General features: G+C 72.7%; 16 protein-coding genes. 3 read left to right on the forward strand and 13 right to left on the reverse strand.

The genetic code is table 11. The features are described 5' to 3' along the window. Positions 1-57: 57 nt before the first annotated feature. The 10 genes from LBW97_RS05020 to LBW97_RS05065 form a co-directional block, all read right to left on the reverse strand. Entirely contained in the window at positions 58-930 is an 873-nt protein-coding gene (locus LBW97_RS05020) for a hypothetical protein (RefSeq protein ID WP_224498317.1), read from the reverse strand. A gap of 10 nt (positions 931-940) precedes the next feature. Next, positions 941-1,939, reverse strand: coding sequence for a GNAT family N-acetyltransferase (locus LBW97_RS05025; RefSeq protein WP_224498318.1), 999 nt, complete (start codon positions 1,937-1,939; stop codon positions 941-943). Positions 1,940-1,982: 43 nt separating this feature from the next. Continuing rightward, entirely contained in the window at positions 1,983-2,378 is a 396-nt protein-coding gene (locus LBW97_RS05030; RefSeq protein WP_224498319.1) for a VOC family protein, read from the reverse strand. After that, positions 2,375-3,268 carry an amidohydrolase family protein gene (locus LBW97_RS05035; protein ID WP_224498320.1) on the reverse strand — a complete coding sequence of 298 codons (894 nt, stop codon included), beginning with the start codon at positions 3,266-3,268 and terminating at the stop codon, positions 2,375-2,377. Before LBW97_RS05035 ends, LBW97_RS05030 begins: the two co-directional genes overlap by 4 nt. Further along, on the reverse strand, positions 3,268-4,188 hold the full coding sequence (locus tag LBW97_RS05040; RefSeq protein WP_224498321.1) for an NADP-dependent oxidoreductase: 921 nt from the start codon (positions 4,186-4,188) through the stop codon (positions 3,268-3,270). Before LBW97_RS05040 ends, LBW97_RS05035 begins: the two co-directional genes overlap by 1 nt. A 5-nt stretch (positions 4,189-4,193) precedes the next feature. Then, positions 4,194-4,670 carry an SsrA-binding protein SmpB gene (gene smpB / locus LBW97_RS05045; protein WP_224498322.1) on the reverse strand — a complete coding sequence of 159 codons (477 nt, stop codon included), beginning with the start codon at positions 4,668-4,670 and terminating at the stop codon, positions 4,194-4,196. A 100-nt stretch (positions 4,671-4,770) separates the two neighbouring features. Next, entirely contained in the window at positions 4,771-5,655 is an 885-nt protein-coding gene (ftsX, locus tag LBW97_RS05050; RefSeq protein WP_224498323.1) for a permease-like cell division protein FtsX, read from the reverse strand. Between the two features lie 82 nt (positions 5,656-5,737). Then, entirely contained in the window at positions 5,738-6,418 is a 681-nt protein-coding gene (ftsE, locus tag LBW97_RS05055; protein ID WP_224499010.1) for a cell division ATP-binding protein FtsE, read from the reverse strand. 191 nt (positions 6,419-6,609) lie between these two features. After that, positions 6,610-7,722, reverse strand: a complete 1,113-nt coding sequence (prfB, locus tag LBW97_RS05060; RefSeq protein WP_224498324.1) for a peptide chain release factor 2 — start codon at positions 7,720-7,722, stop codon at positions 6,610-6,612. Between the two features lie 59 nt (positions 7,723-7,781). Beyond that, positions 7,782-9,503, reverse strand: a complete 1,722-nt coding sequence (locus LBW97_RS05065; RefSeq protein ID WP_224498325.1) for an EAL domain-containing protein — start codon at positions 9,501-9,503, stop codon at positions 7,782-7,784. A gap of 305 nt (positions 9,504-9,808) precedes the next feature. On the opposite strand from LBW97_RS05065, the gene LBW97_RS05070 reads away from it, so the two are divergent. After that, complete coding sequence (locus tag LBW97_RS05070; protein WP_224498326.1) at positions 9,809-10,045, forward strand: hypothetical protein; 237 nt, start codon at positions 9,809-9,811, stop codon at positions 10,043-10,045. Between the two features lie 48 nt (positions 10,046-10,093). Here LBW97_RS05070 and LBW97_RS05075 read toward each other — a convergent pair whose 3' ends face one another. Beyond that, complete coding sequence (locus LBW97_RS05075; RefSeq protein WP_224498327.1) at positions 10,094-11,137, reverse strand: hypothetical protein; 1,044 nt, start codon at positions 11,135-11,137, stop codon at positions 10,094-10,096. After that, positions 11,134-11,580 (reverse strand): hypothetical protein, encoded by a 447-nt coding sequence (locus LBW97_RS05080; protein ID WP_224498328.1) that lies wholly within the window; start codon positions 11,578-11,580, stop codon positions 11,134-11,136. Before LBW97_RS05080 ends, LBW97_RS05075 begins: the two co-directional genes overlap by 4 nt. 199 nt (positions 11,581-11,779) lie before the next feature. Between LBW97_RS05080 and LBW97_RS05085 the strand changes: the two genes are divergently transcribed. Both LBW97_RS05085 and LBW97_RS05090 read left to right on the forward strand, forming a co-directional pair. Beyond that, the gene (locus tag LBW97_RS05085) at positions 11,780-12,346 is read left to right on the forward strand and encodes a hypothetical protein (protein ID WP_224498329.1); all 567 of its coding nucleotides are present in this window, start codon (positions 11,780-11,782) and stop codon (positions 12,344-12,346) included. Between the two features lie 151 nt (positions 12,347-12,497). Further along, positions 12,498-13,904 carry a hypothetical protein gene (locus tag LBW97_RS05090; protein WP_224498330.1) on the forward strand — a complete coding sequence of 469 codons (1,407 nt, stop codon included), beginning with the start codon at positions 12,498-12,500 and terminating at the stop codon, positions 13,902-13,904. An 83-nt stretch (positions 13,905-13,987) separates the two neighbouring features. Here the strand turns inward: LBW97_RS05090 and LBW97_RS05095 are convergent, their stop codons facing one another. Continuing rightward, the gene (locus LBW97_RS05095) at positions 13,988-14,167 is read right to left on the reverse strand and encodes a hypothetical protein (protein WP_224498331.1); all 180 of its coding nucleotides are present in this window, start codon (positions 14,165-14,167) and stop codon (positions 13,988-13,990) included. Between the last annotated feature and the right edge of the window lies 1 nt (position 14,168).

Raw genomic sequence — 14,168 nt, forward strand, 5'->3', positions numbered from 1 at the left:
CCCTACTGCCCCCCGCCACTCGCAGGCTCGTGTCGGGACCCTGCAGCAGGGCCGTTGTCAGCGGCCGAAGACTCCCTGGCCGAACGCGCCGTTGGCGGTGATCGTCCGGGACAGCCCCTTGCCGAGCTCCACCACGCGGGCGGTCTTCTCCGCGCCCAGTGAGAGCCACGGGTCGGCGGCGAGCGCGTCGGTCTGCACCTCGATGTGCGCGCGCAGCTCCTCGCCCTCCGCGGTGAGCCCGGCGTCGTCCAGGAGCCCGCGGTCGGCCAGCGCGGCGGAGGCGGCGCTCCACTGCTCGTCGTTCCAGCCACGGGTGGCCTTGGCCGCCGGCACGGTGAAGCCGCGGCCGGTGGCCGAGTGCGTGATCAGCGCCTCCAGCCCGGTGAGGCCGGCGTGCACGAGGACGGCGATGTGCCCGTCGCCGCGGTGCTCGCGCAGCAGCGTGGCGCCGTGCCACACCACCAGCAGCGGGTCCTCGGGCCACGGCTGGTCGGCGTGCCCGGCGAAGAGTGCGCGGCCCTCGGCGCTGAGCCCGTCGCAGGCCTCGCGGAGCAGCCCGCCGAGCTCGGTGATCTCCGGCGAGGCCGCGACGTCGTCGCCCAGCAGCCGGGTGAGCGAGGCGCGGGCCGCGTCCAGCCGCGCGGCGAGCACCTGCTCCGGGGAGGCCAGCGTCCAGCACCGCGGGACCATGTGCGCGACCAGCGACGGCGAGAAGTTGTAGAAGGTCGCCGTCACCACGCCGGCCCCGACGGCGCCCATGGCGGCGGCCCGGCCGGCGAAGTAGACCATCCGGCCCGGCTTCAGCCCGAGGGCGGCGAGGTGCTCGTCCTGCTCCGGTGCGAAGTACAGCTGCGAGTGCAGCGGGTCGATCGCGCGGTGGGCGCGTCCGACGAGAGCAGGATCGAAGACGGGGTGATCGGCGCTGACCATGCGCCGCACCCTAGTCAGCCCTGACCGGCGGCAGCGAGAGCGACCAGGAGACCCGGGTGCGGACCGTGCCGAAGCCCAGCGCCTCGTAGAGCCGAAGCGCACCGGTCACGTTCTCGCTGTCGACGTCGAGCGCGGCCCGCGCGCAGCCGCCCTCCGCCGCGAGGCGCAGGGCCCGGGCGATCAGAGCCGACGCGACGCCGCGACCGCGAGCCTCGGGCAGGACGCCGATCTGGCCGTAGTGCGCCTCGCGGTAGCCCCGCACCGCGGCGTCCGCCTCGTAGACGTAGGCCAGCACGTAACCGACGACGACGTCGTCGCGCAGGGCGAGGACCGAGAGGTCGGGCCGGAAGGCGCGCTGGCCGGTGTAGAGCCGCTCCCACGTCCCGGGGTCGCGCTCGCTCGAGCCGTGGTGCTCGGTGAACGCGGCGTTGTGCGCCCGCCGGACCTCGTCGTCGCGATCGGCGGCGAACCCGGCCAGCCGCACGCCGTCGAGCTCGCGGACCTCGGGCAGATCGGTGAGCGGGCGCTCCATCGACCGGTACCACCGCTCCGCCGCCATCCCGGCGCCGGCGGCCAGCCGCTCCAGCGGCGGCAGGGACCCGGGCACCTCGACGACCAGCCGGGCCGGCGCCTCGGGGTGCCGCTCGACGTGGACCTCCCGGCCACGGGCGAGCTGCCAGTCCAGCAGCGCCCGGCCGATGCCGCGGCCGCGCTCGTCGGGGTGGATCCGCCCCTCGAGGTGGATCCGGTAGGCGTCGCGGAACGTCGGCGAGGCCAGCACGGTGGCGAACCCGGCGAGCCGCCCGTCCGCCCCGAGGACGGCGACGCCGTCCCGCTCGAACTCGAGGCCCCAGCCGCTCCACCACTCGTGGAGGTCCTCGGCGTCGGGGTACTCACCGGTGTCGTCCTGCGGCTCGGCGGAGACCAGCAGGGCGGCGACGGCCGCGGCGTCGTCGGCGGTCAGCGGGCGGACGTCGAAGCCGTCGGGAACGGCAGGCAGCGGAGGCACGAGTGGTCAGGCTAGGCAGCCCGCGGCGGGGCAGCCACCGGTTTCAGGTCTGGGTGAAGATGCAGAACGGATGGCCGTCCGGGTCGGCGTAGGTGCGGACGTCCTCGTGCGGATCGGTGTAGGCGTTCAGCAGCCGCGCGCCGGCGGCCTCCGCGACCGCTGCCGCGGCGTCGAGGTCGTCGACCAGGAAGTCCAGGTGCTGCTGCATCTGCTGGGTGCCGGGCTCGGGCGGCCACACCGGCGGGACGTGGTCGGCCTCCAGCTGGAACGACAGCCCCGGACCGCCGTCGTCGGGTTGCAGGGCCGCCCACTCCGGCTCGTCGTCGCGGAGCGGCCAGCCGAGCAGCCGCTGGTAGAAGCGGGCGAGGGCCTGCGGATCGGGGCTGCCGAGGACCGGTGCCCGGAGTCGGATGCCGGGCGTTCGGGGACTGGAGGTCACGCTTCGATCGTGAACATCCGTGCCCCGTTGTGCCACAGGACGGCGCGCAGCCAGTCCTCCCCCAGGCCGAGCCGGTGCAGCGCCTGCAGCTGGTGGGCGTAGGGGTACGGGATCGACGGGAAATCGCTGCCGAGGAGCACCTTGTCCTTCAGCGCGGCCAGCCTCGGCAGGTCGGCCGGATCGAACGGCATCAGCTGCTCGGTGAAGTCGGTGGCGAACATCGTGGTGTCCAGGTGCACCCCCTCGTACCGCTCGGCGAGGTCGAGGAACTCCCGGTACTCCGGCATGCCGAGGTGCGCGATGACCAGCTGCAGCATCGGGAAGACCTCGAGCAGGCCGGCCATCGGCTCGGGCCCGGTGTGCTCCCCGGCCAGCGGACCTGAACCGCAGTGGATGACGACGGGGGTTCCGGCCTCCTGCAGCCGCGCCCAGACCGGCTCCAGCAGCGGGTCGCGGGGGTCGAAGCCACCCACCTGGACGTGCACCTTGAACACGCGGGCGCCGGCGTCGAGGGCCTTCTCGACGTACTCCTGCGCGTCCGGCTCCGGGAAGAACGTGGCCGACTGCAGCACCTGCGGGCGGCCGGCCGCGAACGCGGCCGACCACTCGTTCAGCCACTCCGCCATGCCCGCCTTGTGCGGGTACGGCAGCGTCGAGGAGGCGCGCACGCCCAGTTGGTCGAGGACGGCGAGCCGCTCCTCCTCCGGCATCCGGTAGGTCACCGGCCAGGCGGGCCCGTAGTGCGTCTCGGCCGCCTCGAAGTACTGCCAGACCTTGGCCTGGACCCGCTCGGGCAGGAAGTGCACGTGCACGTCGACCAGCCCGGGCAGGCCCAGCTCCCGCCAGTAGCGCGGCACGTCGGCGTCGTCCACCGGCGGGAGCAGAGTCATCAGAGCGTGACGACGACCTTGCCACGCACGTGGCCGCCGGCCAGAAGCTCGTGCGCCTCGGCGGTCTTCTCCAGCGGGAACGCCTTGGCGACGGCGACCCGCAGCTGGCCGGCGTCGGCCATGCGCGCCAGCTCCTCCAGGTCGTGCCGCTCGGGGCGGACGAAGACGTAGCGCCCGCCCATCTCGTTCACCGACGGGTCCACGACGCTGGCGATGCGGGAGACGTCGCGGACCTGGTTCGGGGCGTCGGCCAGCGAGTCGCCGCCGTTGAGGTCGAGCACCGCGTCGACCTTCTCCGACAGCTGCTCGCTGATCGGGCCGGCCGAGTAGTCGAGCACTTCGGCGGCGCCGGCCTCGAGCAGAAAGCCGTGGTTGCGCGGGCTGGCCGTGCCGATCACGTGCGCGCCCAGGGCGACAGCGATCTGCACGGCGAAGAAGCCGACGCCGCCGGCCGCGCGGTGCACCAGCACCCGGTCGCCCTCGTTGACGTTCAGCGCCTCGGTCAGCGCCTGGTAGGCGGTCAGGCCGGCCAGCGGCAGCGCGCCGGCCTCGGTGAACGACAGCGACTCCGGCTTGTGCGCGAGGCACCGCTGCGGGGCGGGCACGAGCTCGGCGGCCGTCCCCCACTGGACGTCGTCGCGGCGCAGGTAGCCGAACACCTCGTCGCCGGGCGTGAAGTCGACGATCGCGGGGCCCACCGCCTCGACGACGCCGGAGAGGTCCCAGCCCGGGATGATCGGGAAGTTGTGCGGGAAGAAGGCGGCCAGGCCTCCCGCGCGGATGCCGATGTCGACCGGGTTCACGCCCGCTGCGCGGGTGCGCACGAGCACCGTGTCCGGGCCGACGGGCGGTTCCGGCAGGTCGTCGCGCAGGTGCAGGACCTCGGTCCCGCCGAACTGGTCGTAGGCAATTCCTCGCACGAGGCTCAGCGCCGTCCCTTCACGTACCGCCCGAAGGCCTTCTGGATCTCCCGGCGCGAATCGCGCTCGGCGAGGTCGTGCCGCTTGTCGTAGGACTTCTTGCCCTTCGCCAGCGCGAGGGTGGCCTTGACCTTGCCGTCCTTGAAGTACAGGTCCAGCGGGACGAGCGTGAGCCCGCCCTCCTTGGTCTTGCTCAGGAGCTTGTCGATCTCGGCCCGGTGCATGAGCACCTTCCGCTTGCGGCGGGGGGTGTGGTTCGTCCAGGTGCCCTGCACGTACTCGGGGATGTGGACGTGCTGGAGCCACACCTCGCCGTCGTCGATCGAGGCGAAGCCGTCGACGAGCGAGGCGCGACCGGCACGCAGGCTCTTCACCTCGGTGCCGGTGAGCACCAGGCCCACCTCGTACGTGTCGAGGATCGAGTAGTCGTGCCGCGCCTTCTTGTTCTGGGCGATGTACTTCTGGCCCTTTTCGCGCGGCATGGCTAGAGGTTACTGCGCCCCGAGACCTGGCCCTCTGGAACGGCCCCGTTCAGAGGCTCGCCCCGAGCGTGCGAGGGGTGAGGAGAACGGGGTCCTTCTGCTACAGGCGGACGTAGAGCCGCAGCGTCACGTACGAGGCGACGCCGGCCAGCAGCACGCCCGCGGCGGTGATGATCCCGCCGGTCCAGGCGATCTGGCCCCAGTCGATGCCGGTGATGATGCCCGCCTTGATCGGCCCGGCCAGCGTGCGGTCGACGAAGAGGATCTTGGTGAGCACCAGCCCGCCGACGGCGAGCAGACCACCGATGAGGCCGGCCAGCGCGGCCTCCAGGATGAACGGCAGCTGCGTGTACCAGCGCGAGGCGCCCACCAGCCGCATGATGTTCGTTTCGTTGCGCCGGTTGAACGCGGCCAGCTGGATCGTGTTGGAGATCAGCAGCAGCGCGGCGGCGGCCTGGACACCGGCGACGGCGATGGTCGCGTTCCGGGCGCCGTTGAGCAGGCTGAACAACCGATCGAGGAAGTCGCCCTCGTCGCGCACCTGGTCCACGCCGTTCTCCCCGTTCGGGAAGGCGGCGGCGATGACCTGGTAGCGCTCCGGGTTCTTCAACTCGACGCGGAAGCTCTCCGGCAGGGCGTCCGGCGGGGTGTTCTCCACCAGCTCGGGCTGCTGGGCGAACTGCTGCCGGAAGCGCTCGTAGGCCTCGTCGCGCGACTCGTAGATGAAGCCCGCGACCTCGTCGGAGGACTCCAGCTCGGTCTGGATCGTCTGCCGCTGCTCCTCGGTGACGTCGTCGGCCAGGAAGATGGAGACCTGGACCTTGTCGTAGTAGATCTCCTTCATCTCGGAGATCATCGAGGCGATGAGCAGGCCGGTGCCCATGAGGCCGAGCGAGATGGCCGTCGTGAGGATCATCGCGACCGTCATGGTCAGGTTGCGACGCAGCCCGGAGGCCACCTCGGAGAGCACGAAGTTGACGCGCATGGATTCCCTATCTGGATTCGCTCACGGGGCGAGGCGATCGCCTCGACGTCAGCGGCACGTGGTCGTGACGACTTGCGGTGGCCTAGCGGCCGACCCCGTACACACCGCGCGACTGGTCGCGGGTCAGGACTCCCCCGTTGAGCTCGATGACGCGGCGGCGCATGGAGTCCACGATGTGGTAGTCGTGCGTCGCCATGATCACCGTGGTGCCGGTCCGGTTGATCCGCTCGAGCAGCAGCATGATGCCCTCGCTCGTCTCCGGGTCCAGGTTTCCGGTCGGCTCGTCGGCCAGCAGCACCAGCGGCCGGTTGACGAACGCGCGGGCGATCGCCACCCGCTGCTGCTCACCACCGGAGAGCTCGCCGGGCAGCCGGTTGGCCTTGCCCTCCAGCCCGACCATCTCCAGCACCTCCGGGACGACGCGCTTGATCGTCCGGTGCGGCTTGTTGATGACCTCGAGGGCGAAGGCGACGTTCTGCGCCACCGTGCGGTTGCTCAGCAGGCGGAAGTCCTGGAAGACGCAGCCCATGGTCCGGCGGAGCTTGGGCACGTTCCACTTGCTCATGGTGTTGAGCGTCTTGCCGTTCACGGAGACGGTGCCCGAGGTCGGGTCGTCCTCCTTGAGCAGCAGCCGCAGGAACGTCGACTTGCCCGAACCGGAGGAGCCGATGAGGAAGACGAACTCCCCCTTGTCGATCTCGGTGGTCACGTCGTCCAGCGCCGGCCGGCCACTCGCCGGGTAGAGCTTGGTGACGTGTTGCATTTCGATCACGAGGGACCACGCTACTAGCCCGAGGCCCCGCTCTTGCGCCTTTGGCCGCGACCTGCCGGGAGACGTTCTCGCGGACTGTGACGACGCCGCCGCATCCGCCGGGTCGGATGTCACACAGGGTGGCATCCGGCTCCCCGGGGCGCCGGATCAGTGACGTCCGCGACAGGCGGCGCCGAGGGGTCTCAGTTGGCGGGCACTGCTTCCTGCTGACGGCGCCACCGGATGCCGGCCTCGATGAAGGAGTCGATCCCGCCGTCCAGCACGTCCCCGGGGTTGCCGCTCTCCTGCTCGGTCCGCAGGTCCTTCACCATCTGGTACGGGTGCAGCACGTAGGAGCGCATCTGGTTGCCCCAGCTGCTGCCCTCGCCCTTGAGCGCGTCCATCTCGGCGCGCTGCTCGGCCTGGCGGACGACGAGGAGCCGCGCCTGGAGCACGCGCAGGGCGGCGGCGCGGTTCTGGATCTGGCTCTTCTCGTTCTGGCAGGACACCACGATGCCGGTCGGGATGTGGGTCATCCGGACGGCGGAGTCGGTGGTGTTCACGCTCTGCCCACCGGGGCCCGAGGAGCGGAAGACGTCGACCCGGATCTCGTTCTCGGGGATGTCGACGTGGTCGGTCTGCTCGACCACCGGCAGCACCTCCACACCGGCGAACGACGTCTGGCGCCGGCCCTGGTTGTCGAACGGCGAGATGCGCACCAGCCGGTGCGTGCCCTGCTCGACCGAGAGGGTGCCGTAGGCGTAGGGCACCTTCACCGAGAAGGTGGCCGACTTGATGCCGGCCTCCTCCGCGTAGCTGATGTCGAGGACCTCGGTCGGGTACTTGTGGCGCTCGGCCCAGCGCAGGTACATGCGCATGAGCATCTCGGCGAAGTCCGCGGCGTCGACACCGCCGGCCTCCGACCGGATGGTCACCAGCGCCTCGCGCGAGTCGTACTCCCCCGACAGCAGGGTGCGGACCTCGAGCTCGTCGAGCTGCTTGCGCAGCGCCACCAGCTCCCGCTCGGCCTCGGCGGCCGTGCCCTCGTCGTCCTCCTCCACCGCCATCTCGTGCAGGACCGCGACGTCGTCGAGCCGGCTGCGCAGCTCCTCGACGCGGCGCAGGTCGCCCTGCATGTAGGAGAGCTTGGAGGTGAGCGCCTGGGCGGCCTCGACGTCGTCCCAGAGGTCGGGCGCGGCGGCCTGCTGCTCGAGCTCGGCCACCTCCCGGCGCAGCCGGTCGACGTCGAGGACGGCCTCGATCGACTTCAGGGTCGTGTCGAGTTCGTCCAGGACGACGGAGAAGTCAGCAGCCACAGCGACCCAGGGTAGTGCGCGGACGCCGGGAGCCGTCGGGTGCGCTCACGCCTGGGGCGTCAGCCGCTCCGCGGCCTGTCCGGCGGGGAGGACCGACCCGGGGCGCGGCCGCCGGCCGCCGCCGCGCGCGGCCATCCAGCCGGGGATCTCGGACGCGGGCATCGGCCGGGCGAGGTGGTAGCCCTGCGCGAAGGTGCAGCCGAGCTCGACGGCCAGCCCAGCTGCTCCGCCGTCTCGACGCCCTCGGCCAGGGTCTGGGTGCCGCAGGCGCTGCCCAGGGCCACGATCGCTGCGATCGCCGCCGCCGCGTGGGCCTCGCGGCCCTCCCTGAACGCGATGAGGCTGCGGTCGATCTTCAGGACGCCGGTGGGCAGGTTGACCAGCTGCCCGAGGGAGGAGAAGCCGCTGCCGAAGTCGTCGATGGACACCTCGATGCCGAGGTCGCGCAGCTGCGCCAGCTGGACCGCGGCGAACTCGGGGTCCTCGGCCACGGACGTCTCGGTCAGCTCGCAGACCAGATGGTTCGGCGGCATCTCGAACTCGGCCAGCGCGGCGAGGACGTCGTCGACCAGGGTTCCCGTGGACAGGTGCCGCGCGTGGATGTTCACGCCGACGACCAGGTTGATCCCCTGCCCGCGCCACACGGCGTTCTCCCGGGCCACGTCCCGCAGCACCCACCGGGTGAGCGGCATCAGCAGGTCGTACTGCTCGGCGACGGGCAGGAACTCACCCGGGAACAGCAGTCCGCGCTCGGGGTGCTGCCAGCGCACCAGCGCCTCGGTGCCGTTGTACTCGTTGCTCGGCACGTGGAGGATCGGCTGGTAGTGCAGCACAAGCTGCCCGTCCGCGATGGCGTCGCGCAGCTCACCGGCCAGCTGCATCTTGCCCTGGACATGAGCCCTCAGCTCCGGGCTGAACACCCGGACCCGGTTGCGCCCGGCGGCCTTGGCGTCGTACATCGCCAGGTCGGCGTCGCGCACCAGGTCGGTGGAGCGCAGGCCGGCGGCCCCGGCCGGCGCCGCCGCGATGCCGATGCTCGCGCTGAGCCGGTGGGTGCGGCCACCGAGCACGAAGGGCTGGTCGAAGGCCGCCTGACAGCGCTGGGCGAGCATCGCCGCGCCGTCGACGTCGCAGTCGCGGCTCAGCACCACGAACTCGTCGCCACCGAGCCGGCCCACCGTGTCCTGGGCGCGGGTGACGGCGAGCAGCCGCCCGGCCAGCTGGCGCAACAGGTCGTCGCCGATGTCGTGGCCCAGGGAGTCGTTGACGTCCTTGAACCCGTCGACGTCGAGGAAGAGAACGGCGACCGCCGGAGCATCGGCGCGGGCGAGCTCGAGGTCGATGAGCTCGTGCAGATGGGCCCGGTTGGGCAGCTCGGTGAGCGAGTCGTGGCGCGCCTGCCAGGCGGAGGTGCGCTCGGCCTGCACGCGCGAGGTGACGTCGGTGTGCGTGACGACGATGTGGCCGGCCTGGTCGACGCGCGACGCCACGAGGTGGAACCAGTAGGTGCCGGTGTCCGTGGGCAGTGCGTAGTCGGCCGAGACGCTGTCGCGGGCACCGCGGGAGAGCTCGCGGAAGTCCTCGATGAGGGCGCGGGTGGCCTGCTCGTCGCGCATGACCCGCAGCGCCGAGGCGAAGTAGTCCCCGCCGACCCCGAACTGGAAGCGGGGGTCACCGATGGAGTCCGACCAGACACGCCACGAGAGATTGGTCAGCAGCACGATCCCGTCGGGATCGATGAGCAGCGTCGGCGACGGGAGGGCATCGAGCACTGCAGCCACCAGGGCTCCGTCGGCGGACTCCCCGGTCCGCGGGCGCCGGGCATCCATGGGCAGCTCGTGATGCCGTGGCTCATCGCCCACGTGTGCCCTCCGCTCTTCTCGCGGACCCAGGATCCGGCGCCCGGGGCTCACCCGTCCCATCGACAGCGGCCCCATGGCGCCGGAGAACCGCTGCGTCCGGAACTACCCGGATTGAGGATGCCGACGCGCCAGCGCTCGGTGACCGGAAGGCAACGCAGAGTCCGCGCGGTCCGGCGGAGAACCGCCTGCGTGGAACCGGGGTCCTCGCGGGTAGGGGTGCGGGCATGACCGACGAGATGACGATCCAGGTGGACGGCGACGAGTACGTGGTGGGCCCCGACGGCGATGGCTTCCGGGTGGGGCGACGCGTCGGGGGTGAGCTGACCTGGCTCGAGACGGTGGACGGCAGCCTGGTGAGCGACCAGGCACGTACCGCCCTGGCGAACGGTGACACCTCGGAGGACTCGCTGCTGCAGGCGGTCCGGGGCGTGGTGCAGGCCGAGGTCGAGCGGGGAGCCTGACTCCGACGGCGGGTCGCGGCGCACCGCCGTCGTGACCCGCCGGGTCGCTCACCTGCCCCCGCGACCTCCGCGGTCGTGGTTCTTCTGCTCCTCACGGACGGCCTCGCGGGCGCGCTCTGCGCGCTCGGCCAACTCCCGGAGCCAGCGCTCGGCCTCTTCCCGGAGGTCCACCCGCGGCGGCGCCGGCAGCGGAACAGGCGGAGCCGGAAGCGGAACAGGGGCGGGGAGCGGCACGGGCAGCGGCCCAGGAACCGGGCTGGGCGCCGGCGCGGTCCGCTCAGGACCGGGAACCGGCGCAGGTCCCGGAGCCGGCGCAGGGCGCGGAGCCGGCGCGGAGCCCGGAGCCGGCGCCGCGACGGGCGGCGGAGGCGGGGGCGGGGGCGCCTCGGTCTGGACCAGGCGCCGCTGACCGGCGTCGACCTGCGGGGCGGCCTCGGCGGCGGCCGCGATCCACGCCTCCCACCGAGCGGGGTCGAGCACCCGGTCGACGACCGCGGGAACGGCGTCCGCGGGGACCTGCCCGGCGACGGCGGTGCCGATCGCGTCGGCGGCGCGCAGGTCGCACGCGACCCGTTCGATGACGCTCCGGCCCTCGATGCAGTCGGTCCGGGCGGCGACCGCCGAACCGACGGCCGCCACCAGACCGGTCAGGTCCTGGTGCCCGGCCAGGCGCGGGGCCAGTGGCTCGAGCTCGGACATCACCGGCAGCGAGAAAGCCCGGTCGAGCACGTCGACGACGAGCTCACCGGCGCCCGGTCCACGGCTCCAGCGCACGACATCGCCGGGAGCGAGCACCGGCGCGTCGACTGTGCCCCGGCCGACCGCGGCGCTCGCGCCGCCGGCGGTGACGCGCCGCTCCGGCGCCCCCAGGTCGCCGCTGACCCGCACGCTGACGGGCACGTCGAGCGGATTCCGCAGCGTGATCGCGCCGGTCTCCACGCAGGCGTCGAGGACGAAACCGTCCGGCACCACCCCGCGGGTCCCGTCGACGAGACACGGCTCCGGGGCGGGGTCGGCGGCGGCTCCGGAGGGCACACCGAGGACGACGGCGGCCACGAGCACGGCGCACGCACCGATCCGGGCGGCTCTCACGCGGGGAACCCGCAGGCCGGCTGCAGCTCGGCCACGAAGTCGTCCATGCTCGACAGCACGGCTGTCCGGGTGTCGTCGGTCAACGTGGGTCCGAGCAGCTCGAGGAGCGCGGCGACGACGCGGTCCCCGGCGGCGCGCAGTTCGGGGTGCTCGTCCGCGGGCAGCTCGGCGACCAGGCCACGGAGCTCGCCCCGGGCCGCGGCCAGGCGGCTGCGCCCGTCGACACCGCCGATGCCGGCAGTCAGCTCACCCATGGCCGCGGGGATGTCCAGGAAGTGGGTCGACCCGGCCAGACCTGCGCACAGGGACGGCGCCCCCGCGGGTGGCGCGTAGTCCGGCAGCGCCGCCCGCGTCTCGCGCTCGGGTGACGGGTCTGCGCTGCACGCCGAGAGGCAGACGAGTGCGGTCAGCAAGCCGAGGAGAACGGACCTGCCGGAGTTCACGTCGCTCAACGTAGGTGCCGGCGGGCCGTCGACGACAGCACGCGTCACCTGTACGAGCGACCCGGTACGCCCTCCCGTGACTCCCCGTGCAGCTGTCCACGGGGCTCCGGAGCCCGAGACCAGGACGGGCCGTATCCCGGTTATGGTTTCCGCCGACCGATCGAGGAGTGGACATGAGCGTGCTCGCCGACGGCGCCGCATGAGCCGTCTCCAGGAGGTCCTGGTCGCCGCGCCGGTGGAGAGCGACTCGGCCCGTCTGCCCGACCTGCTGGCCAGCAACTGCTGGCGTGGACCCGGCGGGACGTGGTGGGCCGGCGTGCTCTCGAGCACGCGCGTCCGCGTCGTGGACGCGCCGGCAGGCAGGCTCACGCTGACCGGACCGCTTCCGGCCGTCCAGGATCCTCAGTACCGGTACCGGTTCCACTTCAACGGCCGGCTCACCGTGGACGGCACCGTCGACGGCGTGCCCGTGCGGGGAGTCGTCGACCGGCCTGGCCTGGAGGGCTGGTGGAAGAACGTCACCGGCTTCTCGCGGGAGCGCAAGCGCGCCCGCGTCGTCCTGGAGGACGGACGCACCTGGTGGCTGCGGGCGACGGGGCCCTCCGCCGTCACCGTCACCACCACGGAAGGTCGGGTCGTCGCCCGTCGCGGCGCGCAGCGCGGCGTGCATCTGGACACCGCTGCGGGGAACGTCGACCAGCTCGTCGCCCTGCTCCTGCTCACCAGCATCGACCGCGAGGACCTGCTCGCCATCGGGAGCCTGTGATGAACCCGCGCTACGTCGAACGCCCCTCCGCCCGAGGCGGCGACGGGCGCCTGTGGCGCGTGGCCACCCGGCAGCCCGAGGAGTTCACCCGCGCGGTCGAGCAGCTCGCGAGCCCCGGTCCGCCGGCCTCCCGACGACACCGGTGAGCCGCGTGACCGACCGCAAGAAGTGGCAGCGGCGCAGCCCGCGCGCGCATCGGCCGGCCCTGCCGTCCGTTCCCACCCCGTCCTCGAGCGGGCCGGCTCGGGCCCGCGCCGGACTGCAGCGGGCCGCACTGCTGCTGGTGCTGCTGATCTTCCCGGCTGTCCTGGCGATGCTGCTGGCCGCCGGTAGCAACGCCCCCTCGGACAGCGTGGGCTTCCGCATCCAGGAGAAGTGGGGCCCGCTGCTCCCCGTGGTGCTGGGTGTGCCGGCCGCGATCCTCTTCGTCGCGGCGTGGGCGGTGCGCTTCCTGCCCGGAGGCGCGGAGGCGGCGGCGACCGCGCCCCTGTTCCGCCCGAGCCGTGGCGGTGGACCCAAGCGGATCTCCGTCGCCGCGGTGGCGGGCCTGGTCACCCTGCTGGTGTTCACGCCGGGCATGGCCGTCGAGGCCTACAAGGGGGTGCGCGCCCTGAGCGGCGGCGGCCTCGTGCTCACCGTCGGCGAGGACACCTACGTCACGCGCGAGGAGGAGAGCTCGGGCCGCGGTGGCGGGACGAACTACTACCTGGACACCCCATACGGCGAGGCGATCGCCGAGGGCGACCCGTCCGATGGCGACCGCTACGGCGTCTACCCGGCGTCAGCCCACCGCGCCTGGAAGATGAGCGCGACGGGGTGGCTCCTCTCCGCGGTCACCTGGCTGCTCGTGCTCGCCGCGGCCGCCGGGACCTTCTTTCTGGCCCGCTCTCAGCTGCGCCGCCACCACGAGCGGCGACGCCGGTTCGGCCCCGGGCGCCGGCCGGCGGGCGCGCTCGTGGTGGCGTACACCTCGGTCGCCGCCCTCCTCGCGGTCTCCTCCGCCGTCTGGGTGGTGGTGGATGAGGCCAACGCAGGCGGCACCCGCGCGCCGCTCGCCCTTCCGGGGGCGGAGGAGTTCGAGCTCTCCTCGTTCTGGGTCTCCGACGGAGAGGGGCGGGACCCCTTCTTCTCCTACGACGACGACGTCGCCGCTCCTCTGCAGTCCCGGCGGCTGAACGAGAACCGCGACGACGACCTCGGGCAGCTGGACATCTGGGCCACGGTGACGCGCTATCCCACCGCGGAGGACGCCGAGGCGGCTGCGCGCTTGTGGCTGGAGGAGGAAGCGACCACCGTCCGCACCCTGTACGAGGGGAACGGCGGCGTGCTGGCGCTGGACGACGGCACCTCCGCCGTCTGGAACGAGGCGCTGACCCAGATGCTCTCCGCCTCGAACCGGGGCGGCGTGCTGGTGACCGTGGAGGTCGATGACCACGGCTGGGAGGACGAACCCGACGAGGTCGAGGCGCGGCTGCAGCGGGACGCACCTCGGATCCGCGACCTCCTGGCCGACCACAGCGAGGCAATCCTGGACGTCGAGATGCCCTGGTGGGGCTGACGCCCCGTTCGCAGCGCCTGACGGCCCCGACCGCAGAGCGAAGGCCCCGTCCGACGACGGAGCCTTCGCCGTGCACGCCGCCCCTACCGGGGCCAGACCTCCCCGATGACGACCCCCGTCCCGGCGACGTGATCGCCGTCGTGGCCGGGCTCCATCGTGCAGACGAAGCCCCAGCCCTCGGGGTCGCCGGCCTCGCAGCACGGCGTGGCGTCCGTGCGGTCGGGACGCGGGTCGGGGTCGTTGATGCGGTAGCGCTTGGTCACG

It is taken from the genome of Blastococcus sp. LR1 (genome assembly GCF_020166105.1).
In the GTDB taxonomy this organism is placed as follows: domain Bacteria; phylum Actinomycetota; class Actinomycetes; order Mycobacteriales; family Geodermatophilaceae; genus Blastococcus.

What these genes read in the sequence shown, in the direction of transcription:
- LBW97_RS05020 (WP_224498317.1), bottom strand. Translation starts at nt 930, where the DNA reads ATGGTCAGCGCCGATCACCCCGTCTTCGATCCTGCTCTCGTCGGACGC.
- LBW97_RS05035 (WP_224498320.1), bottom strand. Translation starts at nt 3,268, where the DNA reads ATGACTCTGCTCCCGCCGGTGGACGACGCCGACGTGCCGCGCTACTGG.
- smpB (WP_224498322.1), bottom strand. Translation starts at nt 4,670, where the DNA reads ATGCCGCGCGAAAAGGGCCAGAAGTACATCGCCCAGAACAAGAAGGCG.
- ftsX (WP_224498323.1), bottom strand. Translation starts at nt 5,655, where the DNA reads ATGCGCGTCAACTTCGTGCTCTCCGAGGTGGCCTCCGGGCTGCGTCGC.
- ftsE (WP_224499010.1), bottom strand. Translation starts at nt 6,418, where the DNA reads ATGCAACACGTCACCAAGCTCTACCCGGCGAGTGGCCGGCCGGCGCTG.
- LBW97_RS05070 (WP_224498326.1), top strand. Translation starts at nt 9,809, where the DNA reads ATGACCGACGAGATGACGATCCAGGTGGACGGCGACGAGTACGTGGTG.
- LBW97_RS05085 (WP_224498329.1), top strand. Translation starts at nt 11,780, where the DNA reads ATGAGCCGTCTCCAGGAGGTCCTGGTCGCCGCGCCGGTGGAGAGCGAC.